The following is a 24,698-nucleotide window of genomic DNA, read 5'->3' on the forward strand; positions in this document are numbered from 1 at the left end:
GGCTTGCTGAACAAACGGGTTTTATAATTAAATTTTTATTGCTTCAACAACCAGGCAAATATTAATGGCGCTACAATAGTAGCATCGCTCTCTACAATAAACTTAGGGGTATGGATATCCAGCTTGCCCCAGGTTATTTTTTCATTCGGAACAGCACCTGAGTATGAACCATAAGAAGTGGTTGAATCGGATATCTGGCAGAAATAGCTCCAGAAAGGAATTTCGGGCATTTCCATATCCTGGTAAAGCATAGGTACTACGCATATCGGGAAATCGCCGGCTATACCACCACCTATTTGGAAAAAGCCTATGCCCTTGCCTGATGAGTTTTTAACGTACCAGTCTGCCAGCCATGCCATATATTCGATACCACTTTTCATGGTACTGGCTTTAACTTCGTTTTTTATAACGTACGAGGCAAATATGTTGCCCATAGTACTATCTTCCCAACCCGGTACTACAATAGGCAGGTTTTTTTCGGCAGCAGCCAGCATCCATGAATTTTTTGGATCGATCTCATAATACTGCTCCAGATCACCGCTTAACAGCATTTTGTACATGTACTCATGCGGAAAATAACGCTCGCCCGCAGTATCGGCATCCTTCCATAATTTATGGATATGTTTTTGTAAACGACGGAAGGCTTCTTCCTCGGGGATACAAGTATCAGTTACGCGGTTATAGTGGTTCTCTAACAGGTCCCACTCATCCTGCGGACTCAGGTCACGATAGTTAGGCACCCTTTTATAGTGCGAGTGCGCAACCAGGTTCATGATATCTTCTTCCAGGTTGGCACCTGTACATGATATAATAGCAATTTTATCCTGGCGTATCATTTCGGCCAGCGATATGCCCAACTCGGCAGTACTCATGGCACCGGCCAAAGTAACCATCATTTTGCCACCTTCCAGCAAATGGGTTTCATAGCCTTTGGCGGCATCCATTAAAGCCGCCGCGTTAAAGTGCAGGTAATTTTTTTCAATAAACCGGGATATAGGGCCTCTTTCGTTACTCATCATTTTTAAATTCTAAATCAACCGCAAAAGTAGGTATTTTGATGGAATGAGGATTTTTTAAATTTAGAAATGTTTGACTCACCCTCCCGATAATTATCGGGACTATGCTTGTCGATCTTCTCTTCCGCAAGCGGGAAAGAGGGTTCGCCGCCCACAACCCTCAAAAGCAAAGGGATAATTGAATAGCTTGTCCTAATTACCAAAATAATAATTTTATCAAAAAATTCAATCAAATTTATGGTTAACATCATTTGTGTATAAAATTTTACAATTAATTGATTATCAATATATTAATAAAATTTTTATCAAAAATGTGTTAAGTTGTGTAAACCCTCCTGCAAAGTATTATTTGCCAAATTCTCAAAACTATACTTTTAAATTTATCTTAGCAGCTGTTAACTATCTATGAAAAAACTATTGACCTTGTTGTTGCTTACAGGTGTATTACAGTCTATCCACGCACAAAGCATCATCCCCAAATTTATTCGCAAGATGTATTTTGAAAAAGATACCAGCAAACGCGGCAGCTTTGTGGTATTACCTGTACTAACATCGGCACCAGAAACAGGGGTTGAAGTAGGCGGCGCAGGGTTGTATTCTTTTTATACTGATACAATAAACCGCGAAACACGGGTATCCAATTTATATACTTACGCTACTATTACTGCTAAAGGGCAAAACCGTTTAAATTTAAGTACCAGCTATTGGACACCCAAAAACAAGTACCACTACACCGCAGCGATTAACTACATTAACTTCCCAGCTGATTTTTATGGCATAGGTAATAACACCCGCAAAGCAGATGCCGACCATGTGAGCGAAAAGCGGTATAAGTTTACCCTAGCTGCAGAAAAACTAATAGCCAAAAACCTGTATGTAGGCTTTGTATCCGGCGCACTTAGCTATGATTTTAAATCACAAAATACTAACGGCATATTTATCACCAGCCCTTTGGTTGAAGACCGCAGCGGCGGCGGACATGTTTTTATTGGCCCCAGCTTGATTTTTGATAGCCGAAATAATAATACTTATACCACTAAAGGCGCGGTTATAACCTCCTATTTTAATGCCATGCAAGGTGTATTTGGCAACAACAGTTACCGGGGAGGATTTTTCAATATAGAATATGCACAGTTTTTTAGCCTCAACCGCAATTTTGTTTTGGGCATTAATATCCAGGAACAAAGCTTGGTAGGCGGGCGTTCTCCTTTTTATTTATTACCACAAATGGGTAATGATGAAATTATGCGTGGTTATTACGGCGGCCGCTACCGCGACCGTAATTTAATAGTAGGCCAAACCGAATTACGTTACCGTATAGGCGAACGCTTTGGCCTGGTTGGTTTTGTAGGTACAGGGCAGGTGTTTAATACTACCCTTAGCTTTAGCGAGTTTAAACCTAATTATGGTGGCGGTGTTCGCTACTTTTTTGATATTGAAAAAGGACTTAGCGTAAGATTAGACTACGGCTTTGGCCAGCAAGTTGCCGGCGAAAAATGCCAGGGCGGATTTTATATTGGCTTGGGACAGGCGTTTTAGTAAATGTGCATATGCACATTTGCATATCTGCACATCAACTTATATCTTAATCACAAAATCTTCCTTAGCCTGGTCGGTTTTAAAGTAAACTAACCCTATCCAAAACAGATCAATAGTAACCGTTACTTTTGGGTGGGCCTTAATTTGTACCCAGGCTTCTTTCATGCCCTCGCTCCAGTATATATCATCAAAAATCAGCAATGTACCATCATACACTTTGGGCAGGCACCATTCAAAATAGTTTAAAGTAGCTTGCTTTTGGTGGTTACCATCTACAAAAACAAAATCCAGTTTATCCAAACCTGCAATTACACCAGGTAGGGTATTATCAAAATTACCTGTTGTTAGTTCAATACCATTAAGCCCGGCTTTTTTAAAACTCTCTTTGGCTACTCCTGCAGTTTGCGGGCAACCCTCTAATGTATAAACTTTGGCATTGGGCGCTGCTTTTTGCAGGTAAATGCTGGTTACGCCGAAACATGTGCCTAATTCAATAATATTTTGGGGTTGCAAATCGGCAACCAAACGATAAAGCAATTGCGCCATCTTAGGTGATTTTAAAGAACTATTGGCAATGCTACTTATCTTTTTCTGACGGTCATTATTTACATGCGAGCCTGCGCCCAAGTCGGTAATAGTAATCTTTCTATCATCGGCCAATAGTTCTTTGCGTAATTTTTCTATTTCAACATATACTTTTTTGGCACTAAAATCGTAGATAACTTTATCAACCAGCCTATATATAAACGGTGAATGTGTGCCGTGCCTGGTTTTGGCTTTTAGGCGGTATAGTACGTAGTCTTTAACTACCGTTAAATTAAACATGGTTGTAAAATTATATAAAGGTTTAGTATTTTAGCATTAATAAATGATAAATCAAACAGAAGTAACTTCGTTAATTCGCTTGCTGGACGACCCCGACCAGGAAATATATAACCACGTTCATGATAAATTGTTGTCGTACGGCAGCGAAGCTATTGAACATCTGGAGTCGGCTTTTGAGCAGGCATTTGATGCTATACAGCAAGAACGCATTGCCAATTTGGTGCATGAGATCCAGTTTGGCATAGTAAAAAACGATTTGAAACTTTGGCTTCATGGCGGAGCTTTTGACTTGCTACAAGGCATATTGGTTATAAACCGCTACCAGTACCCTGATCTGGACGAGCAAAAGATCATCAATCAAATTGAAGCCATTAAACGCGATGTTTGGATACAAATGATGAATGAGGCCAGCGCGGCAGAGCAGGTAAAGCTTATAAACCATGTATTTTATCATATATATGGCTTTAGCGGCAATACCAGCAACCATTTGGACCCTCAAAACAGTTACCTGAGCCAGGTGCTTGAAAGTAAAAAAGGCAACCAGATATCATTAGCCATTATATATTCTATAGTGGCGCAAAAGCTGGATATACCCGTTTACGGCGTTAACCTGCCGCAGCATTTTATTTTGGCTTATGTAGATGAAACCCAGCAAAGCGATTTTGAAAGCGGCATACTATTCTACATTAACGCGTTTAACAAGGGCTTCATTTTTGGCCGCCGCGATGTGGACCAGTTTTTAAAACAACTTAATTTAAAAGCCGACAAGCAATTTTATGAGCCATGCTCAAACACCGATATTATTAAGCGTGTACTGCGTAATTTAATAAGCGCCTATGAGCATTTAGGCGCTGCCGAAAAGGTTGCCGAGGTAAATGAATTGCTGGCGATAATAGAAGCATAAACTTTCATCCCATAATTTTACAGTTTCATCACATTTTGTTGAGCAGGTAATTTTTTGCCGTTTACTTTACGGTATATTTAAACCTGCAATATGAATCAATTAAAAATTTCATTCATTAATAAAGTTGAGTTATGGCTGGCGTCTATCATGACGCTTATTGCTATATTTTACTTACTAAATACTATAGCCAATCCATATTCTTATAGTTACCATAATGATGATCTTCATAAATATGACTTTGAATCGCGACATCTAACTTATTCTTACTTTGGACATTTCTTTTTGCCCTTCTCATTAAAATTTTTGAGTCTTTACGGGTGTTACTTAGTGCTGCATTTAGTGGTTGTAAAAAACCTTGCGGCTAATTTAAAATTGGTTAGGAATATTGGATTAGGTATAGGCTTATACTTAATATTGAGTATTGTTTGGGGATTTTCAGATACTATTATATATAACTATCGTTTTAGCGAAGGTAACCCGTCTGCACCAATAGTTTCAGAGATTTTCAGCAAAAACTTCAGAACTGTATTTTGGATATACTTTGCTTACGCGATATATAATTTAATCAAATACCGGCTTTACTCATCAATAAACAAACTAAAGCTAAGTGATCATACAGTTACTGTAATTCAAGATTGTATTGCACTGATTACGGTTTGGTCTGCCGTACAGTTTTTATTAAATATGCCAGGACTAAAAGATGATTACCGCATTATGTGGGTGGTAATGGTATTACCAGGCATACCTGTATATGCTTACGCGTATGCAAGCCTTATCCCTTTAGTAAAAAGTAAAAATAAAGGCTTTTGGTACTACCTGTACCGGTTAAGCCTCATTGCACTAGGTATCACTTGTTTACTAAGCCTACTTTATATGTTGGTTTTTGGTGCAGCCAATGTAAGGGTGATGTTTATGATTTTTGCTTTAATCATAAGTTTTCATTTAATTATATTGAGTACCACGACGTGGTTTATTTACCATTACCGTCAATCAAAGCTTGCGGAAATTACCGGGCTAAAAACCGCGTTAGGCCAATCAACCGCCAACCTTGATTTTTTACGGTCGCAAATAAACCCGCACTTTTTATTTAATGCCCTAAATACCCTTTACGGCACTGCCTTGCAAGAAAATGCCGACCGCACTGGCACCGGCATACAAAAACTGGGCGATATGATGCGTTTTATGCTGCATGAAAATGTACAGGAAAAAATATCATTAGCACGCGAGCTGGATTACCTGAACAATTACATCGACCTGCAAACGCTGCGTACGCAAGCATCGCCTGACATTGTTATAGATGTACAAATTGATGAGCAAATAAACGGCCTGCAAATAGCCCCTATGCTGCTTATCCCATTTGTTGAGAACGCCTTTAAACACGGCATAAGCCTGCGCGAACCATCGCATATAAAAATAGTTTTGCATACTCGCAACAATGAATTATTTTTTGATGTAACTAATACCGTACACCCCAAAACAGGTTCTGATCCTGAAAAAGACAAAAGCGGCATAGGTTTAGAAAACGTAAAGCAACGCCTGCAACTGCAATACCCTGATCGCCATGAACTGGTTATCCGCGAAAGCGGAAAAGAGTTTTTTATACATCTAACCGTTCGGCTTTAACATTCATCCCACCATTTACCGGTTTCATCACATTTGCTTTAGCAGGTAAAGACGCGTGCCTACTTTGCAGCATAAAATTAAAAAACATGAAAAAACTAAACCTTATCTTATTACTACTGGCGTGCACTAAAATGAGTATGGGCCAGCTATTACTTACCGGCAACATTAAAGGCGCGGCCAGGCGCGACTCGGTAGAAGTTAACCTATCTTATGATGGTAATTACTGGGCAAAAAACTCTGTGTATTTAAAAACTGATGCCGCGGGTAACTTCCGAATAACCTACCCATATCGCATACAAAAATTTATTATGCTGATATACAAAACAGCTAAACAATACTTACTGGTTAGCCCCGGAAGGCCATTGCATGTGAGCATAACTAACCGGGTTACTCCAACCTTTGTATTTAGCGGCATAGCCAAGCCAGAAAATGACCTTATACAAAAACTTAACCTGGAAAAAACCGAACTTCCGTTTGTTAAGGAGTTAAAAATTAAAAACTCTTACGCAACCTGGTCGGTTGATTCTGTTATTCAATTTAAGCTGCCTGCAATTATGCATAGTTTGGATAGTACACAAAGGCTGGTAAATAAAGCCAATTTGCCCGCATCTATTAAAAAAGCAATAGCGACTGAGGTAAAATATGAGTATGCAGATGCAGTGGCTGCCAATATAGGTAGCTGGGTAAATAACCGTAAGAATAGGGCAAACTTTAACCTGCATTATATAGATACGGTATTAAAAAAATTTAGCTTACCAACCAAAAACGAACTTAATAACAGTTTATATGCTAATAGCTATTTAGATCACTATTTTCAATTTAAAGCTTGGAAAGGACTTTATGTATTCAGCGCCAACCCCAATAAGGCAGTAGCTAATACATTACTTAAAGCCAGTACAGGTATTGATTACGATGAGTTGATTAAAGAAGTAAAAAAAGACAATAACGAAGTTTATGCCATTACTACGCGCCTTACAGCGGCAGCCCCTAAATATGCTTGGGAAAAGCAATTAACTAACCTGATGTTTAATTTCTGCATGTCGGGCCAATTGCAAGTGGCAGATAAGCTATTGCATTTTATAAGGGCCAATTGCGACGACGCCCAGTACATAGTCGACGCGGAGAAAATGTTTGCACCGCTAAAAAAGTCAAGAGATACTTATGCCCATAATTTAAATATCAAAATCAGACCTGATTATAAAACTGTATCGTCATTAAAAGAAATAATGGCTACTTACAAAGGCAAAGTGGTTTTAGTTGATATGTGGTTTATTCAATGCCCTCCATGCCGGGAAGAACTGGAATATACACCTGGCTTAAAAGCCCGCTTTAAGGATAAAGATGTAGTGTTTTTAAATATAGCCCATGAAAATGATAAACAGGATGAGGAGTGGCGCGATTTCATATTCATCAATAACATAACAGGGGATCATATACGCCGTACAGATGATCAAATAGAATCTTTATGGAATGAACTTGGCGTAAAGGATAGTGAGCAGGCTTACCCACGTTATTTGATAGTTGATAGAAGCGGCAATATAGTTGTTAGCAATGCTAAACGCCCAAGTGATAAACAGGCTTTGTATAGCCAAATAGAATCAGTACTAAATAAACCTTAACTAAATCACAATGAAAAATTTCACTATTTTATGTGCCTTGCTGGCCTGCACTTTGGCCGGCCGGGCACAATTTAAACTCAGTGGTAAAATCAATAATTACACTGGTAAAGAACAACTAAAGATCAATATACCACAGGTATATGGCTTTTATAATGAGAATTCTATAAATATTCCCGTTGCCGCAAATGGCACATTCTCTATTGTTGTACCCGTTAAAAAGCAAAAGTTTGCCAACCTGATATTTGAAAAAGTATTTCACTCGCTATTACTTAACATCAATAAAAGCTTGGTTGTTGAGTTAAATGAGGGTGATAAAAAAATGAAAGTTTTGGCAGGCACTTCCCTACCAGAAAACAAAGTAATGACTGCTATTGATTTAGAAGAGTTTCCGGCATTTATGAGTAAAACTGATGCTATAGCCGGCATGAATTTGGCAACATTGTACAGCAAGGTAGTTAACCCTTATTTTTCTGAACGTGATAGAAAACTGGATATTATAAACCGATCTGCCTTATCAGTAAACGATAAGAAAGTTATAGCAAGCGAAGTAAGTCTTATAGCACTTAGTTACTTGAATGATCTAAATTCGCTCGGGTTAAAAAATAAAAACACTATTGATAGTTTAACCACAGATATCTTCAAAAATGAAACGAAAGGGCTAGATAAAATTTCAGGTCCGCACTATTTTGCATGGCAGCAAGATTACTTAAGATATCTTGAAAATACAGCGGTTGCAAAAATGAAAAAAGAAGGTATTGCATCAAATGCGCCATTACCTTATTTTGATTTAAGTTTCGATACTTTAAATACTATCGAAAAAAAATACGGACACGCTTATTTACGCTTTTTATTAGCAACAAAAAATTTGCCCAACACTATTACCGAGCAACTTACCTACCAGGAAATTGCGAACCTGTATTATGATAAGGACATGGAGAAAACACTAATATTGGCTAACGCCTTTAAAAGTAAATTTCCTACCAGCACATATAACGCCGACATTAACAAAAAGATAACTGCTTTAAAAGACCTGTTAATTAAAAACGAAACCAATAAAAACATTGTAGTAGTTAATAATTATAAAGAAGTTAAATCCATTTATGAAGTAATTAAAGGCCTTGAAGGCAATGTAGTTTACCTTGATGTTTGGGGAACATGGTGCGGCCCTTGCAAAGAAGAAAACAAATATGTACCTGCGCTTAAATCAGCGTTTAAAAACAAGGATGTTGCTTTTGTATATCTTGATATGGATGAAGATGAAAAAGATGCTTTATGGAAAGAATTTATTAAAGTGAATGGCATGACTGGCATCCATCTACGTAAAAACAGGACAACCATTGCACCGTTTTGGAAAGAATTGTTAGCTGACAATGCTGATAAAGAAGCATACTATCCTCAATATTTCATATTTGACAAACAGGGCAAAATGGCGGTTAGCAAAGCGCTTAGGCCAAGCAGCGGCAAGGCATTGTATGACCAAATAAATGAGGTTTTAAATAAATAACTACATTTATTACATGTTAACAGCCATTGCCATTGATGATGAACCCATAGCTTTAGATGTAGTGCGCTCGCATGCTTCTAAAGTTGGATTTATTGATCTGAAAGCCGATTTTACCGACGCTTTTAAGGCGATTGAGTTTTTACAACATAAAAATGTGGATTTGATATTCCTGGATATTAAAATGCCGGATATCTCGGGCATGGACCTGTTAAGCTGTATCAATAAAAAACCTATGATTATTTTTACCACGGCCTACTCAGAGCATGCGGTACAGAGTTTTGAGGTGGATGCGGTTGATTATTTATTAAAGCCCTTTTCGCTGGCGCGATTTATTAAAGCCTGCAATAAAGCCAATGAAATTTATACGTTAAGAGGCAACAGCACCGATAAAAAAGACTACCTGTTTTTAAAGACCGGTTATGAACAAATACGGGTGAAATTTGAAGATATTTATTACCTGGAAGCTACCGGCAACTATGTCAATTTTGTATTGAAAGATAATACGGTTCTTTCCCGCATGACGCTTACCGACATTGAATCTTTACTACCCGATAATCAGTTTATCCGCATACATCGCTCGTTCATTGTCGCCGTAAATAAGATTGATAAATTGGAAAGACACCAGTTATTGGTGAATGGTTCTGTGCTACCTATCGGTAGTTCGTATTATTCAGCAATTAACCTCACCAAATAATAAACACATATATATTAGGTGTTTATTCCTATTATTATACTATGCATGCATAACACCAAATGATATATGGATTATATTTTATACCTCAAAATAAGGTGTTTAGTGTAAATTTTTATTAGCGAAATAATTGAAAAATAGGTAAATTGCAAGTTCGAAATTTAATACGTAAAAGCCATGACCGAGACGATGGACATCAAGATCACCAAGACAAACATTTCCCGTTTAGCAGAAACGGATTTTAACAATTTACCCTTTGGCCACATATTTTCTGACCACATGTTTGTGGCTGATTATACTGATGGCGAGTGGAAAAATTTTGAAATTGTTCCTTATGGTGATATTCTGGTCGGTCCCGGTATTTCAGCATTGCATTACGGACAATCATTTTTTGAAGGTTTAAAAGCATACAAACATAATGACGGTACGGTATCTATTTTCCGCCCGGATAAAAATGCCGCGAGGTTTAATAAATCTGCCGAGCGTTTGTGTATGCCTACTCTGCCCGAAGAGGTATTTTTGCAAAGCATTGCCGCATTGGTTGATTTGGATAGAGATTGGATCCCTAAAAAGGCTAACCACTCGTTATACATCAGGCCATTTATGTTTGCTACTGATAAATTTTTAGGAGTAACACCTTCAAAAACTTATAAGTATATGGTGTTAACCTGCCCGGTTGGCCCTTATTTTTCAAAAACACTAAGGGTTAAAATGGAAACACATTATACCCGCGCTGCCGAGGGTGGCATGGGTTATGCCAAATCATCCGGCAACTATGGTGTATCTATGCTTCCGGCACGTAAGGCTTTGGAAGAAGGATTTGACCAATTGATATGGACAGATGCCAAAGAGCATAAATATATTGAAGAAATGGGTGCAGCCAATGCCATGTTTGTATTGGATGGTAAGTTAATAACCCCGCTTGCTCAAGATACTATTTTAGATGGTGTAACCCGCGACACAGTTATTACTTTAGCCCGCGAGTGGGGTTTCCCGGTAGAGGAGCGCAAAGTTTCTGTAGCCGAAATCATGGAAGGCGCTAAAAATGGCAAACTTACTGATGCTTTTGGCGCAGGTACTGCTGCTACTATTGCTTCGGTAGGTTCTATAAGTAATAATGGTGAGGAATATACTTTGATAGACCCTAAAGAAAGGGAGTTTTCGCAGAAGGTATTAAAAACCATGAATGATATTAAATATGGTAATGCACCCGATACACATGGGTGGAATTATATTGTTTAAAGATTGAAGAACGAAGATAAGATTAGTTCTGTCAACGGATAAAAAATAAAGCCCTTTGCAAAGGGGCAAAGGGCTTTTATATTAAATGGATTATCACTCGCTAATCACCAATCTTTAATCTTCGTTCTTCAATCTTTAACCCTACTCCACACTTACGGTTAAGCCTTCTTGCTGTAATATTTTACGGAATATTTCCATCTCGGTGAATGAACCTTCCAGCACCGCGCATTTACCTTCGTTATGTACTTTCCAGGCAATTTTTTCGGCCTGCGACTCTGAGTAATCAAGGTACTTCATCATGCAATGAATTACATGATCAAAAGTGTTAAAATCATCGTTCCATAAAATTAAACGATGCATTTCCTTTAGCCCGGCTAGTAACTCTTCAAGGGTAAAGGTTTCTTCTTTAGTTTGAGTTGACATGTGATTTACAAATTTACTCAAAAAAACAGAGCTTGAAAATTTAAAAATATCACCAAAAAACTTTAGCTTTATTTAACCGATAATTAAACCCTTGTTACATGAAAATTTTGACACCTATACTGTGTGCTGCCAGTTTGCTACTAATTTCAACCGGCGTCAATTATGCTCAGGAAACTGCTGCTACATTAAAAGCACCAACTACTGCTGTAACCATTGATGGTAATAATAAAGAATGGGGCAATGACCTTGCTTATTACAATGCCGACAAAAAAATCCATTACACCATCAGTAATGATAAAAATAACCTATACCTGGTTATCAAAACCAATGATGAAAAACAATTTAATAATATATTATTTGGAGGAGTAACGTTTTCTATTGATACTAAAGGCCGAAAAAAAAAGACACAGTCAATTACCTTTCCTTTACAAGAAATGGTAATTACAGAAAGTATCACATTTAACACACTTGACCAAAAACGTAATGAGGCTAGGTCAACCCAACTCAAAAAAATTGAGGTTAAAGGTTTTAGTGATATTAGTGAAGACCGAATGTATAATGGAAACCCATACAAAATACAAACCGCTTTAAATTTTGATGATAATGGCTATTTGGTTTATGAAGAAGCCATACCATTAGCACTGTTTAAGGCAGAAGGCTTAGCTACCAGTGAGTGGGCCTACAATATTAAATTAAATGCGGTTACTGCCCGTTTGCAGCCAAATAGTCAAACAACGGTAGGAACTGCTACAGTATCAAGTGTAATAGTAGCTGTACCGGCCGGTAGTGGTCCGCCATCTAATGCAGCTGTTCAAGCAGCTGTGCGCAATAATAGTTACACACAAAATAGTATGGCTTCTTCGGCTGCAATAAATATACCGGCACGAGACGTAGAAATAGTAAGGGCGAGTGATTTTTGGGGCAAATTTAGTTTAGCAAAATAATTGCTAAAACTTATTCTTCCACATCATACTTTCAACAGGGCGGGTGGTTGGGTTATTATACTTGGCATCCGCCTTTTTATTGTATAGCGTTTCAATATCGCCCTCTACAACAAAATATATTAATTGCCCAATAGGCATACCTGCATAAACCCTTACCGGTTGTGTGCATGAAATCTCCAGCGTCCAGGTATTACAAAAACCTACGTCACCTTTACCGGCTGTAGCATGTATATCAATACCTAACCTGCCTGTGCTTGATTTGCCTTCTAAAAAAGGGATATGTTTATGTGTTTCAGTATATTCAACCGTTACACCCAGGTACAATGTATTAGGTTGTAAAACAAAGCCATCCTTAGGTATTTCAAACCCGTCTATCTCATTATGCCTTTTAGCATCTAATACCCTATCGCGATAAGTAGCCAGGTATTTACCCAAATGCACATCGTATGAATTGGTGCCCAAACACTCCCTTTTAAACGGTTCAATTATTATATGTCCTAAGTCAATTTCTTCAAGAATACGTTTATCAGATAAAATCATTGCGATACGGGTGTTTTGGGCCTTAAAATTAGAATTAATTGACCTAAGTTTGCTATCCTTTTTGCAATTTTACTTTTATGGCAATAGTTTACCGGCAACGGGTTGATGATGATACAGAATTTGCGCTGTGGAAAATTGAAGAACAGGCCGAGGACCTTTACAAACAACTACAATTAGACGAAAGCGAAAAAGCTTTTGTTGAACAAATAAGCAATGGTAAACGCCATCTGCACTGGTTAGGAACACGTGTTTTGCTGCGCAAAATGCTGCTTACTGATGAGTATATTGATTGTAAAGTAGATGAGCATGGCAAACCATACCTGGTATCGTTGCCTTACCATATTTCATTTAGCCATTCGTTTGATTATGCCGCGGTAATGATCAGCAAGAAGCATCCGGTGGGTATTGATATTGAGAATGTAAAAGAAAAGGTTGAGCGTATTGCCCATAAATTTATGAATCCTTGCGAATTGGCTTTTATAAATAATAAACATAAAATACAGCAGCTTTATGTTTGCTGGTGCGCCAAAGAAGCCATTTATAAATGCTACGGACAAAAGGCGGTATCGTTTTTAGAAAACATTTCCTTGCAACCTTTTGAGTTGGTAAGCCAGGGAATAGTTAATGCACGCTTGCAAAAAGGCGATGTTGATATTAAATACCAGGTGGGCTATTTGCCGTATGAAGATTATATGGTAGGTTTTGTAAAGGACGAGGGATGAAAAATAAAAAAGTAGCTGTACAAAACTGGGGATTGATTGATTATAAAGAAGCCTGGGATAAACAGCAAGCTATATTTGACAATACGGTTAAACAAAAAATGGCTTTGCGCGAAAAGGCAATAGCTTATACTGATTTTGACGAAGATATAACTTCCAATTACCTGGTGTTTTGCCAGCACCCGCATGTGTATACTTTGGGTAATAGTGGCCACCCTGAAAATTTGCTTTTGGATGATATAAGCCTGAAAGAAAAAGACGCTACTTATTACCGTATTAACCGCGGGGGCGATATTACCTATCACGGGCCGGGCCAAATTGTTTGCTACCCCATATTGGACCTGGATAATTTCTTTACAGATATACACCTTTATCTGCGTAAACTGGAAGAAGCCGTGATATTAACACTGGCCGATTATGGCTTAATTGCAGGCCGCTATCAGGGATATACAGGGGTATGGTTTGATGCCGACAACGCCCGTGCCCGTAAAATTTGCGCTATGGGTGTACGCTGCAGCCGCTGGGTTACCATGCATGGTTTGGCGCTTAATGTAAATGCCGACCTGAATTATTTTAAAAACATTGTTCCCTGCGGTATTGATGATAAGGCGGTAACTACCATGCAAAATGAACTGGGAAAAATTGTTGATGTTGACGAAGTGCAAACCAAATTACAGCAACATATTGCCGGGTTGTTTGAAATGGAAATAGTTTAACAACCTATCAGGTTCCCAGCAACCTTACCCCCGCTGCTTTAAGGTTTTTAATTATGTTTTCCTGCAGGGCTATCTTAGTGTTTAAAAAGTCACCCGGTGCAACCCATACGTTTATAGTAAACCGCATGCAATCTGCATCTAAACCTATAAGGCCCACCCTTACAGCAGGCTGCTTTAGCACCGTATCTGTTGAATTAATGGTATCCAACATAATTTGCTTAACCTGGTCAACATCTACATAATAACCCAGCCTTATCTCAAAATCTAACCGCCTTTTAGCTTCACTGGTAATGTTTACTATAACCTCGTTAAACAATTTCCCATTGGGTATAATAATAGTCTTATTATCGGGTGTTATTAATACGGTATAAAATATTTGTATGGATGTTACCCTACCCTCCTGTCCCTGAGCCCTAATATTATCATCTATCTCAAAAGGTTTTAATAACAGTATTAATACCCCACCCGCAAAGTTTTGAAATGTACCAGACAGGGCAAAACCTATCGCCACGGTAAAACCGCCTAATATGGTGCTAAACACAGTTAATGGGTAACCAATAACCGTTAATACCAATATAATAAGCAGTACATATAAGGCTGCTATTGCAAGACTAAGAAAGAAAGGTTGTAATGACGAATGAACTTCGCGCTTGCTCATACGTAACCGGATTCGTACAGCAAGCAATTTGATTGACCTAAGCCCAACTAATAGTACAATTAAACCTATTAGAAACTTTGAGCCGTTTATTAAAAGCCATTGATAGGCTAGGTAGTAAAGATCTTGTAACTTCATAACGAAGCACAAATTTAATAATTATTACTTTCCGTATATAGTAATAAAAAGCTCAGGTACTTTAAACAGCACCCAGTCAACCAGGGTTGCATGAATATGTTTTTTTGTTTGAGCTAAATGTTTCATGTGATAATGTATTCAATTGCTGTGCCTGATTATTGATTATCAGCACTGAAATACAAATTTAGGCCGAAATAGATGCCTTAAACCCCATTTATGATCATTTGATTAATTGATGACTATGTATTTACCTAACCATGACTTTGTGAATAGTATAAAAAACAAAACCCTTGTCTGTTATTTTAGACAAGGGTTTTTAATATTTAGTTTAGGCTATATATGATTACATCATACCGCCCATGCCGCCGCCGCCTATTGGTGCGCCGCCCGCATTACCCTCTTCAGGCTCATCAGCTAATACGCACTCTGTGGTTAACAATAAGGCTGCAATTGACGCAGCATTCTCTAAAGCTACACGGCCTACTTTGGTAGGATCAATAACACCTGCACCAATTAAGTTCTCGTATTTATCAGTACGCGCATTGTAACCAAAATCAGCTTTACCTTCTTTTACTTTTTGCACTACGATTGAACCTTCAATACCTGCGTTTTCACAAATTTGACGTAATGGCTCTTCGATAGCACGACGTATGATCTGGATGCCGGTATTCTCGTCTTCATTAGCACCTTTTAGGTCGGCTAAAGCCGCAACTGCGCGGATGAAAGCTACACCACCACCTGCTACAATACCTTCTTCAACAGCGGCACGGGTTGCGTGTAAAGCATCGTCAACACGGTCTTTTTTCTCTTTCATTTCAACCTCGGTAGCTGCACCTACATACAATACAGCAACACCACCTGATAATTTAGCTAAACGCTCTTGTAATTTTTCTTTATCATAATCAGATGTAGTAGTTTCCATCTGAGATTTGATTTGGGTTACACGGCCTTTAATATCTTCTGAGTTACCACCACCATTAATAATAGTAGTATAGTCTTTATCTATTAATACTTTTTCGGCAGTACCTAAGTAACTTAATTCAGCGTTTTCTAATTTATAACCTTGTTCTTCAGATAAAACAACACCTCCTGTAAGTGTAGCAATATCTTCTAACATCGCTTTTCTACGATCGCCAAAGCCCGGTGCTTTAACAGCAGCAACTTTCAGCGAACCACGTATTTTATTTACTACTAAAGTTGATAAAGCTTCGCCTTCCAAATCTTCAGCAATAATTAATAACGGTTTACCAGTTTGTACTTGTTTCTCCAAAATAGGAAGCAATTCCTTCATTGAAGATATTTTTTTATCGCAGATAAGGATATAAGGATTTTCCAACTCTGCTTCCATTTTCTCTGTATTGGTAACAAAGTAAGCAGATAGGTAACCACGGTCAAACTGCATACCTTCAACAGTTTTAACTTCAGTTTCAGTTCCTTTAGCTTCTTCAACAGTTATTACACCGTCTTTACCAACTTTACCCATTGCTTCGGCTATTAATGAGCCAATAAGCTCATCATTGTTGGCTGATATAGAAGCAACTTGTTTAATTTTATTATTGTCTTCGCCTACAGTTTGTGATTGCTTTTTCAAATCAGCAACTACAGCAGCAACTGCTTTATCAATACCGCGTTTCAAATCCATTGGATTTGCACCGGCAGCTACGTTTTTAATACCTGCAGACACAATTGCTTGTGCTAATACTGTTGCAGTGGTAGTACCATCGCCGGCAATATCAGCAGTTTTTGAAGCTACTTCTTTAACCATTTGGGCACCCATATTTTCCAGGGGATCTCTTAGTTCGATCTCTTTAGCTACTGTAACACCATCTTTAGTGATAGACGGTGAACCGAATTTTTTATCAATAATAACATTACGTCCTTTTGGACCCAAGGTTACCTTTACCGCGTTTGCTAAAATATCAACACCTCTTTTAAGGGCGTCACGCGCTTCAACATTGTATTTAACTTGCTTTGACATTGTATTTTTAATTTTTGAATTAGTGATTTAGTGAATTAATGATTTTTATTGGTGGGTAAGAATTAAAAATTCAGTCCCTCAATAATTCAATAAGTGATTAAATTACCGCGAAAATATCTGATTCACGCATGATAAGGTATTCTTTACCATCAACGGTAATTTCTGTACCTGCATATTTACCATATAAAACTTCGTCGCCAACTTTATAAGCCATCGGGATAAGAACACCTGAAAGATCAGCATATTTACCTGGGCCAACGGCTACGATAGTTCCTTTTTGTGGTTTTTCTTTAGCAGTATCAGGAATAATAATACCTGAAGCGGTTTTCTCTTCTGCAGCGGCAGCTTCAACTACTACCCTGTCTGCGCTGGGTTTAATGTTTAATGACATAGTTATATAATTCTTATAGTTTATAAAAAAATTAATGTTATGATTGCCTTTCATCATCAATTATGCCAAGCAATTTAAACTGACTTATTTGGCATAAAACAGACTGTTGTATTGTCAGATTTATGCAATTACGGCTTTTTACATTTAATTACATGAATGTTCTGTGTCATCATGTCAGTATAAAAAAGCAATAAGGCTCCGGTATTATACCGAAGCCTTATTTATTATTATATTTTATTACTCCTTATTTTTGAGGAGCCGGGGTTTGCTGCGCTGGCGCAGCAGTACCTGGTAATAAAGGTTCATTTGCAGGCGCTGATGAAGTTGCCGGAGTTGTAGTTGATTTTTTAATCTGCTCTTCGTATGGAGAATTACTATTACCTGAGTAACCACCCTTTACCGCCACGTTAATTAACAGCGATAATACCATTAAACTGATAACCAGTATCCAGGTGCCTTTTTCTAAAAAATCGCCGGTTTTTTGCACGCCCATTAATTGCGACTGGCTTGAAAAATTTGAAGTAAGGCCACCACCTTTAGGGTTTTGTATTAACACAATAAGTCCTAACAAGGCACATACTATTATGGTAATTACGATTAAAATTATATACATCTCTTTATATTAATTTGATTTTTTTTCTAACTGTTCAATTTGGCCTGCAAAGTAAAGGCTTTTTTCCGGAAATTTCAACATCAATTTTTTATAGGCTGCTATAGCCTTTGGATACAGCATTTGCTCGGTGTAAATACGGGCCAGTGTTTCAGTTATTAGTTCATCACTATCCTCTGAACTTTTTTTAGCCTTATTTTCATTATTCAACTTTATATCTGTAGGATGCTTTATTTGAGGCTCGGTTTGAATAAAGCGTTTAATTATGCGGTCCTCTTTTTTATCCGCATTAAAATTAACACCTCTTTGTGCGGTACTGCGCTCCAATTCTTCAATAGCGTTTAAATTGAAAATATTTTCAACGTATTGCTGTTGTAATTCGTCAATATTATTTTTTTGTTTAGGTAAATTATCAGCAACCGGGTTATTATATACGTAAGGCTGATAAGTTTGTGCATATTCCTTTCGTGTTTTATCCAGCCACCACATAAAGCTATACGGCATCTTTTCGTCGTTATACCTTGAAAGATTTTGATTCTCAGTAGCCCTGTCTCTTGGTATAGTTGCAACAGCGTTGCTTATGGTTTTATTTGGTTGTGCTTGTACAAACGAATGATCAATTACAAAATGATCATTAGCAGGTATCTGGTTTTCGGTTAAAGGTTTTTTGGCATCATCAACCTTTGTATCGTTATCACCAGAATTTTGGGATGATAACTGTCCTAAGTTAATATCTTCAATACTTACAATTTCTTCGTATACCTCGTCTTCAATGTCCTGGTGAAAAAACTCTGTTTTATCTAAAGTATAAGCCGGCTCATATTCCTCTTCCTCAACAGCATCAGAATCATTTATAGCCGAAGCCGGAGTTTCTGCTTGTACAACATCTTCTACTTCCTCTTCTACCGAATGGAAATGCATTTCTTCCTCTACCGGAGACGATAAAACCTCTTCCTCATCAACAACCGGCTCATTAATAACTACTTCATCAGCCGATTGGTTATTGGTTACTTCATGGCTAATATGTTTAACCGGTTGTATTGGCTTAACTGTGGCATTTACAATGGGTGTTGGTGCGCTTGCAGCTTCACCATTATCAATAAACGCAATATGTCTTGCATCCACTGCCGGTAAACTCTCAGGGAAATTAACCAATTTATATAATGTTGCTGGATTGATATAAGCAGCGGCATGTTTTACATTTTGATCGTGGCCGTTACCTGCCAGCAATGCACGCAGTAAACCACTTTGCGGAAAATCGTTAACCAGCGATTCAATACCCGAAGCATTGGCACTTAATACCTCAACCGGGTTGGCCAATGCTTTTAATATCAATTCGCTATTTATGTTATTCAGTTTTTCCACGAGAGGTTGAAGCTACAAAATGGTTACCAATTATTAAAGGCGGTATTAAAAATTTCGTCAATCAGCTGCCTGATGATCACTTGTGTCAAAGCTTTCTCCTGGGTTGACAGGTCGCCGGTATAATTTTGAGTTTTAGTGAACGTTTGATCAAAACTCAATTTATTATCGGCTGGATAATCAAATTTAACATGTACACTAATTGATAAAACCGATGCACCTGCAATAGGTGCCTGGTTATTGCCGGTAGCCTGAATAGATATTGGCGCGTACCTATAATCCGTAATAGCACCAGACATACTTGCATCGCCCTGCCCGGTTACAATGCTTAAGCGTGTGGTAGTACGTACCCTTTCTTTTAACGCTTCAGTAAAATCCTGACTTAAATAACTCACTACCAGTGCAGAGTTATTTTCAAAAAACGGTACACTTATAGTTTTTAGTTCGGGCGGTATGGACGTACTTTTTAAAGTATAGCATGACTGAAACAGCAGCATTATAGCCCCCAGCGTAATTACCAATCCCCAAATTCTTTTCATGCTATAAATTTAATTCCTTTATTTTTCTGTACAATGTCCTTTCGGATATACCCAACTCATTAGCTGCCAGCTTACGTTTGCCTTTGTGTTTTTTAAGTGCTTTGCGTATCAGGTCAGATTCCTTTTCAATTAACGATAGTGATTCCTCTACTTCCTCGGCATCATGTGATATGCTGTAAGTATCATTATTACCATTACCGCTTATAACGGTATTATTAACGGGGTGTTGCAAGGTAAATTGTGGCTCCGGGTTTCCGGGAAGTTCAATATCGTGATATAGTTGTTTTAACGTTTGCGAATGGCTGGCCTGGTTAACGCTTACACCGCCATGCTCTATAATATCAGCCACCAATTTTTTCAACTCTACCATATCGCGTTTCATATCAAATAAAACCTTGTACAGTATATCGCGTTCAGAAAAATCTTCCTTAGGTTGATTTTCAATACGCATTGGTAAGTTGCTACGCCCAGCTTCCTGCGGCAGGTAGTTTAGCAGTACCTGGGCAGTAATAATACGGTCACGCTCCAAAACCGCTAACTGCTCGGCCATATTTTTTAACTGGCGAACATTACCCGGCCATGAATAGTTGATGATCACTTGCTGTGCTTCTTCATCCAATTGAATTGCCGGGGTACGGTATTTATCAGTAAAATCAGAAGTGAATTTCCTGAACAATAAATAAATATCTTCCTTCCGTTCGCGCAGCGGTGGTATGCGTAACGGCACGGTGTTTAAACGATAATACAGATCTTCTCTGAATTTGCCATTTCTTACCGCGTCATAAACATCAACATTAGTTGCCGCTATTACCCGCACATTGGTTTTTTCAACTTTTGATGATCCTACCCTGATGTATTGACCAGACTCCAGCACCCGCAATAAACGGGCTTGTGTACCCAGGGGCATCTCGGCAATTTCATCTAAAAATATGGTTCCGCCGTTTACAGTTTCAAAATAGCCTTTACGCTCACCAACAGCACCGGTATAGGCACCTTTTTCGTGGCCGAATAATTCTGAATCAATAGTTCCTTCAGGTATAGCACCGCAGTTTACGGCAATAAATGGCCCATGCTTACGCGGACTCATTTGGTGTATAATGTGCGAAAAAACTTCTTTACCACTACCACTCTCGCCGGTAATTAATACCGAAATATCGGTAGGCGCAACCTGGTTGGCTATATTTATGGCCCGGTTTAATAATGGTGAGTTGCCAATGATACCGAAGCGTTGTTTTATTTCTTGTATTTCCATATTTGTAGTGAGTGGTTGATTGGGTTTATTAAGTGAGTGGTTTAAATAAAACTACTCACCAAGCAACTTAATCTAACTTAATCAACTATACTACCCATTAACGTAGCCGTAGTGCATCTCTCCGCTAAAACATTCACATATTGACCAGGCTTGTAACGTTCATCCACAGGAAAAACAACCATGGCATTTTGGTCACTTCTGCCCGCATAATCATTTTTTGATTTTTTTGAAAAACCTTCAATCAATACTTTTTGAACTTTGCCTATTTGGGCCAGCATACGGCTATGCGAGTGTTGTTGCTGTAATGCAACAATCTCTGTTAACCGTGCAGCTTTAACGGGCTCAGGTATATCATCCGCGTAACGTTTGGCTGCTAATGTGCCTGGTCTTTCAGAGTACATAAACATGTAGGCAAAATCATATTTTACATATTCCATCATGCTTACGGTTTCTTTATGCTCTTCCTCTGTTTCTGTACAAAACCCCGTGATTACATCAGTTGATATTGCACATTCCGGAATGATACTGCGGATAGCATCTATTCGGTTAATGTACCATTCGCGATCATAAGTACGGTTCATCAGCTCTAATACCCTACTGTTACCTGATTGTACCGGCAGATGTATATAGTTGCAAACATTATCATGTTTGGCAATAGCATATAAAACCTCATCGGTAATATCTTTAGGGTGCGAAGTTGAAAACCTAACCCGTAGGTCGGGATTGATCAGGGCTACCATCTCCAATAAATTTGCAAAGTTTACTTTTTGAGATTCATCCTCGCTGGCCCATTTATATGAGTCTACATTTTGTCCTAATAAAGTAACCTCGCGGTAACCGTTGTTAAATAATTCGGTACATTCATTAACTATGGAGAATGGATCACGGCTGCGCTCACGACCACGTGTAAATGGCACTACGCAAAACGAGCACATATTATCGCAACCGCGCATAATAGATACAAAAGCGTTTATGCCGTTGCTGTTTAAACGTACCGGGTTGATATCTGCATAAGTTTCCTCGCGTGATAGCAATACGTTTACCGCTTTCTGCCCGCCATCAACCTGGTCAATTAAATTAGGCAGGTCGCGGTAAGCATCAGGGCCAACCACAACGTCAACCAGTTTTTCTTCTTCTAAAAATTTAGCTTTTAAACGCTCGGCCATACAGCCCAACACACCAACCACCATACCCGGGTTGTTACGCTTGGCTACCTTAAATTCTTTCAAGCGGTTACGTACGCGTGTTTCGGCATTTTCACGTATAGAGCAGGTGTTTATAAAAATAACATCCGCATTCGTAAAATCATTTGTGGTTTCAAATCCCTGCTCGGCCAAAATAGAAGCTACTATCTCACTATCCGAAAAATTCATGGCGCAGCCGTAGCTTTCAATATATAATTTACGGCCATTATTTTTCCCTGCAATTGGATCTAATAATAAAGCCTCGCCCTGCCTGCTCTCATCATGTGCCTTATCCGGAATAACCAAATCAATCATTGTTTATAAAATTTGAGCCGTAAAAATACACAAACTTTTAATATTGAGTGACAGATTGTCAGCAAATCAACAAAATCTCTGTTTTTTTGTTATAACTTACAATATGACGACAGAACCGGGCTCTCCCAAAAAAAGCATACGCATTTGGCCCATAATGCTATTAGTTGCTTTTTTTATAATCGGAGGCACAGGTTATTACTTGTACAACCGGTTTATTGCTGATGACAGGTGGAAACCTTTATTGCAGCAACAACTAAAAGATATGGTGCTTAACTCAAGCGATAGCCTGTATCGTATAGAATATTCTGATTTTGACCTTAATTTATCCTCCGGCAACGCTACTTTATCTGATTTTAAGTTGATACCCGATTCGGCCGTTTATGAACGGTTGGTTGCTATGAAAAAAGCGCCCGACAATCTTTTTAAATTGGATGTAAAAAAACTAACCATTAAAAATGTTGGAGCTAAGAAGGCCTGGCAGGAAAAAATATTAAACATCAGCCACATTGGTATTGATAAACCAAGCCTAACTATTATTAATAAACGCTATGCTTTTAATGATACTGTTAAAGTAGGTACGCCCAAAACGCCCTACCAGATCATGAAAAAAGTGTTTAAACAATTGAAGATCGATTCAATATCATTAAGTGATATCAGCGTAAAATATATTAATAAAAATAACGCGGTTACCAAACAAACGGCTTTAAAGCATTTAGATATTAGTATATCCAATATACTGATAGATTCCTTATCGGCTATAGATACTACCCGTTTTTATTACACTAAAGGTGTTGAAGTTACGCTGCATGATTATAAAATAACCATGCCAAGCGGCTTGTATGATGTAGGCTTAAAGAAGATCCATTTCTCCACCGCCCAACGCAACCTGATTTTGGACGATGTATCATTAACTCCACACTACAATTATACCCAGTTTTACAAAAAAAATGGCCCCGGCGATATATTTACCTTAAAATTTAAACAAATATCCATTACTGATATTGACCTGCAACGATTTCTGCGCGATCAGAAACTATATGCCGGTATAATGGATGTTAATAAAGCCGATGTACAGATATATAATAACAGTAATTACAAAGGCAAAAAAACAAGCAAAATAGGAAAGGATCCACACCAGGCTCTGCAAAGGGTAGCGCTTGATATGAGACTAACCCGGTTAAATATTAAAAACACCAATATTAAATATTCAGAAACTGACGCTACTACAGGTTATACCGGTGTAATAGTATTTAGTAATACCGATGGCTATATACTCAATGTAACTAATGATGCCGCTGCTAAAAAGAAAAACCATTTTATGGTTGCCCGCATCAATACCCACTTTATGAATGTAGCCCCTCTACAGGTAAATTTTAAATTTAATTTGACTGATAAAAATGGAGCATTTAATTATTCGGGCACGTTGGGCAGGTTTGATGGTAAGGTGCTGGATAAATTAGTTAAGCCGCTGGCCATGGTACATGTAAAATCTGCCGATGTGGAAAGGTTAACATTTAATGTAGATGCCAATAATTACGGCGGAAAGGGTAACCTTAAATTTTATTATAAAAACCTGAATGTAGAACTACTTAAAAAAGTAGAGGGCCAGCGCGAACTGCAAACCCAGGGTTTTATATCAAAAATTGCTAATTCGTTGATCATTGCCAATGATAACCCCGATAATAAAGGAAATTTCAGGCCGGGCCCTATCAATTTAAAACGCGAGCCAACTATATCGTTCTTTAGCTTTTTATATAAAGGATTACTGGATGGCTTAAAACCAAGCGTTGGCTTTTCTGCAAAAACGGAGAATACAGTAAATAAAGTTGTAGAAAAAGTAGGCACTGTTATTGATAAATTCAATAAATTTAAAGAAGATCGTAAGCTCCGCAGGGAACAACGCCAAAAAGAGCGCCAGGCTAAAAAGGATGCCCAAGAAAAAGCAAAAAAAGAACAGGGGAACTAACAA

23 protein-coding genes are annotated in these 24,698 nt (G+C 38.2%); 11 read left to right on the plus strand and 12 right to left on the minus strand.

Annotated features, from left to right (window positions below; all coding sequences use genetic code 11):
• Positions 1-35: 35 nt before the first annotated feature.
• Positions 36-1,016, minus strand: coding sequence for a deoxyhypusine synthase family protein (locus ACYVJ6_RS12690; RefSeq protein ID WP_460694439.1), 981 nt, complete (start codon positions 1,014-1,016; stop codon positions 36-38).
• Between the two features lie 405 nt (positions 1,017-1,421).
• Here ACYVJ6_RS12690 and ACYVJ6_RS12695 point away from each other — a divergent pair, with 405 nt between their 5' ends.
• Positions 1,422-2,555 carry a polymerase gene (locus ACYVJ6_RS12695; RefSeq protein ID WP_460694440.1) on the plus strand — a complete coding sequence of 378 codons (1,134 nt, stop codon included), beginning with the start codon at positions 1,422-1,424 and terminating at the stop codon, positions 2,553-2,555.
• 39 nt (positions 2,556-2,594) lie between these two features.
• Here ACYVJ6_RS12695 and ACYVJ6_RS12700 read toward each other — a convergent pair whose 3' ends face one another.
• Entirely contained in the window at positions 2,595-3,380 is a 786-nt protein-coding gene (locus ACYVJ6_RS12700; protein ID WP_460694441.1) for an O-methyltransferase, read from the minus strand.
• A 43-nt stretch (positions 3,381-3,423) separates the two neighbouring features.
• Here ACYVJ6_RS12700 and ACYVJ6_RS12705 point away from each other — a divergent pair, with 43 nt between their 5' ends.
• The 6 genes from ACYVJ6_RS12705 to ACYVJ6_RS12730 all read left to right on the plus strand — a co-directional run bounded on the left by ACYVJ6_RS12705 (position 3,424) and on the right by ACYVJ6_RS12730 (position 10,963).
• The gene (locus ACYVJ6_RS12705; protein WP_460694442.1) at positions 3,424-4,284 is read left to right on the plus strand and encodes a transglutaminase-like domain-containing protein; all 861 of its coding nucleotides are present in this window, start codon (positions 3,424-3,426) and stop codon (positions 4,282-4,284) included.
• Positions 4,285-4,374: 90 nt separating this feature from the next.
• Positions 4,375-5,907: a sensor histidine kinase gene (locus ACYVJ6_RS12710; protein ID WP_460694443.1), complete on the plus strand. Its 1,533-nt coding sequence runs from the start codon at positions 4,375-4,377 to the stop codon at positions 5,905-5,907.
• Positions 5,908-5,993: 86 nt separating this feature from the next.
• On the plus strand, positions 5,994-7,526 hold the full coding sequence (locus tag ACYVJ6_RS12715; RefSeq protein WP_460694444.1) for a TlpA family protein disulfide reductase: 1,533 nt from the start codon (positions 5,994-5,996) through the stop codon (positions 7,524-7,526).
• Between the two features lie 10 nt (positions 7,527-7,536).
• Positions 7,537-9,030 (plus strand): TlpA family protein disulfide reductase, encoded by a 1,494-nt coding sequence (locus ACYVJ6_RS12720; RefSeq protein WP_460694445.1) that lies wholly within the window; start codon positions 7,537-7,539, stop codon positions 9,028-9,030.
• Between the two features lie 13 nt (positions 9,031-9,043).
• Positions 9,044-9,724 carry a LytR/AlgR family response regulator transcription factor gene (locus ACYVJ6_RS12725; RefSeq protein WP_460694446.1) on the plus strand — a complete coding sequence of 227 codons (681 nt, stop codon included), beginning with the start codon at positions 9,044-9,046 and terminating at the stop codon, positions 9,722-9,724.
• A 174-nt stretch (positions 9,725-9,898) separates the two neighbouring features.
• Positions 9,899-10,963, plus strand: a complete 1,065-nt coding sequence (locus ACYVJ6_RS12730) for a branched-chain amino acid aminotransferase (protein ID WP_460694447.1) — start codon at positions 9,899-9,901, stop codon at positions 10,961-10,963.
• 141 nt (positions 10,964-11,104) lie between these two features.
• On the opposite strand, the gene ACYVJ6_RS12735 is transcribed toward ACYVJ6_RS12730, so the two are convergent.
• The gene (locus ACYVJ6_RS12735; protein ID WP_460694448.1) at positions 11,105-11,386 is read right to left on the minus strand and encodes an ATP-dependent Clp protease adaptor ClpS; all 282 of its coding nucleotides are present in this window, start codon (positions 11,384-11,386) and stop codon (positions 11,105-11,107) included.
• Positions 11,387-11,484: 98 nt separating this feature from the next.
• On the opposite strand from ACYVJ6_RS12735, the gene ACYVJ6_RS12740 reads away from it, so the two are divergent.
• Positions 11,485-12,330: a hypothetical protein gene (locus tag ACYVJ6_RS12740; protein ID WP_460694449.1), complete on the plus strand. Its 846-nt coding sequence runs from the start codon at positions 11,485-11,487 to the stop codon at positions 12,328-12,330.
• A gap of 3 nt (positions 12,331-12,333) precedes the next feature.
• Here ACYVJ6_RS12740 and dcd read toward each other — a convergent pair whose 3' ends face one another.
• The gene (gene dcd / locus ACYVJ6_RS12745; protein WP_460694450.1) at positions 12,334-12,870 is read right to left on the minus strand and encodes a dCTP deaminase; all 537 of its coding nucleotides are present in this window, start codon (positions 12,868-12,870) and stop codon (positions 12,334-12,336) included.
• A gap of 77 nt (positions 12,871-12,947) precedes the next feature.
• On the opposite strand from dcd, the gene ACYVJ6_RS12750 reads away from it, so the two are divergent.
• Complete coding sequence (locus tag ACYVJ6_RS12750; protein ID WP_460694451.1) at positions 12,948-13,592, plus strand: 4'-phosphopantetheinyl transferase family protein; 645 nt, start codon at positions 12,948-12,950, stop codon at positions 13,590-13,592.
• Positions 13,589-14,305 (plus strand): lipoyl(octanoyl) transferase LipB, encoded by a 717-nt coding sequence (gene lipB, locus ACYVJ6_RS12755; RefSeq protein ID WP_460694452.1) that lies wholly within the window; start codon positions 13,589-13,591, stop codon positions 14,303-14,305. The genes ACYVJ6_RS12750 and lipB overlap by 4 nt, the downstream gene beginning before the upstream one ends.
• Before the next feature lie 7 nt (positions 14,306-14,312).
• On the opposite strand, the gene ACYVJ6_RS12760 is transcribed toward lipB, so the two are convergent.
• The 8 genes from ACYVJ6_RS12760 to miaB all read right to left on the minus strand — a co-directional run bounded on the left by ACYVJ6_RS12760 (position 14,313) and on the right by miaB (position 22,729).
• Positions 14,313-14,963, minus strand: coding sequence for a mechanosensitive ion channel family protein (locus tag ACYVJ6_RS12760; protein WP_460694453.1), 651 nt, complete (start codon positions 14,961-14,963; stop codon positions 14,313-14,315).
• A gap of 478 nt (positions 14,964-15,441) precedes the next feature.
• Positions 15,442-17,076: a chaperonin GroEL gene (gene groL, locus ACYVJ6_RS12765; protein ID WP_460694454.1), complete on the minus strand. Its 1,635-nt coding sequence runs from the start codon at positions 17,074-17,076 to the stop codon at positions 15,442-15,444.
• Positions 17,077-17,173: 97 nt separating this feature from the next.
• Positions 17,174-17,467 carry a co-chaperone GroES gene (locus tag ACYVJ6_RS12770; protein ID WP_460694455.1) on the minus strand — a complete coding sequence of 98 codons (294 nt, stop codon included), beginning with the start codon at positions 17,465-17,467 and terminating at the stop codon, positions 17,174-17,176.
• 244 nt (positions 17,468-17,711) lie between these two features.
• Positions 17,712-18,080: a preprotein translocase subunit SecG gene (secG, locus tag ACYVJ6_RS12775; RefSeq protein WP_460694456.1), complete on the minus strand. Its 369-nt coding sequence runs from the start codon at positions 18,078-18,080 to the stop codon at positions 17,712-17,714.
• Positions 18,081-18,089: 9 nt separating this feature from the next.
• Entirely contained in the window at positions 18,090-19,442 is a 1,353-nt protein-coding gene (locus tag ACYVJ6_RS12780) for a hypothetical protein (RefSeq protein WP_460694457.1), read from the minus strand.
• A gap of 23 nt (positions 19,443-19,465) precedes the next feature.
• Positions 19,466-19,978, minus strand: a complete 513-nt coding sequence (lptE, locus tag ACYVJ6_RS12785) for an LPS assembly lipoprotein LptE (protein WP_460694458.1) — start codon at positions 19,976-19,978, stop codon at positions 19,466-19,468.
• A 1-nt stretch (position 19,979) separates the two neighbouring features.
• Positions 19,980-21,230, minus strand: coding sequence for a sigma-54 interaction domain-containing protein (locus ACYVJ6_RS12790; protein WP_460694459.1), 1,251 nt, complete (start codon positions 21,228-21,230; stop codon positions 19,980-19,982).
• 77 nt (positions 21,231-21,307) lie between these two features.
• Positions 21,308-22,729, minus strand: a complete 1,422-nt coding sequence (gene miaB / locus ACYVJ6_RS12795) for a tRNA (N6-isopentenyl adenosine(37)-C2)-methylthiotransferase MiaB (RefSeq protein ID WP_460694460.1) — start codon at positions 22,727-22,729, stop codon at positions 21,308-21,310.
• Positions 22,730-22,832: 103 nt separating this feature from the next.
• Here miaB and ACYVJ6_RS12800 point away from each other — a divergent pair, with 103 nt between their 5' ends.
• Entirely contained in the window at positions 22,833-24,695 is a 1,863-nt protein-coding gene (locus tag ACYVJ6_RS12800) for a hypothetical protein (RefSeq protein WP_460694461.1), read from the plus strand.
• The last annotated feature ends 3 nt before the right edge of the window (positions 24,696-24,698 follow it).

The organism is Mucilaginibacter puniceus (genome assembly GCF_054783175.1).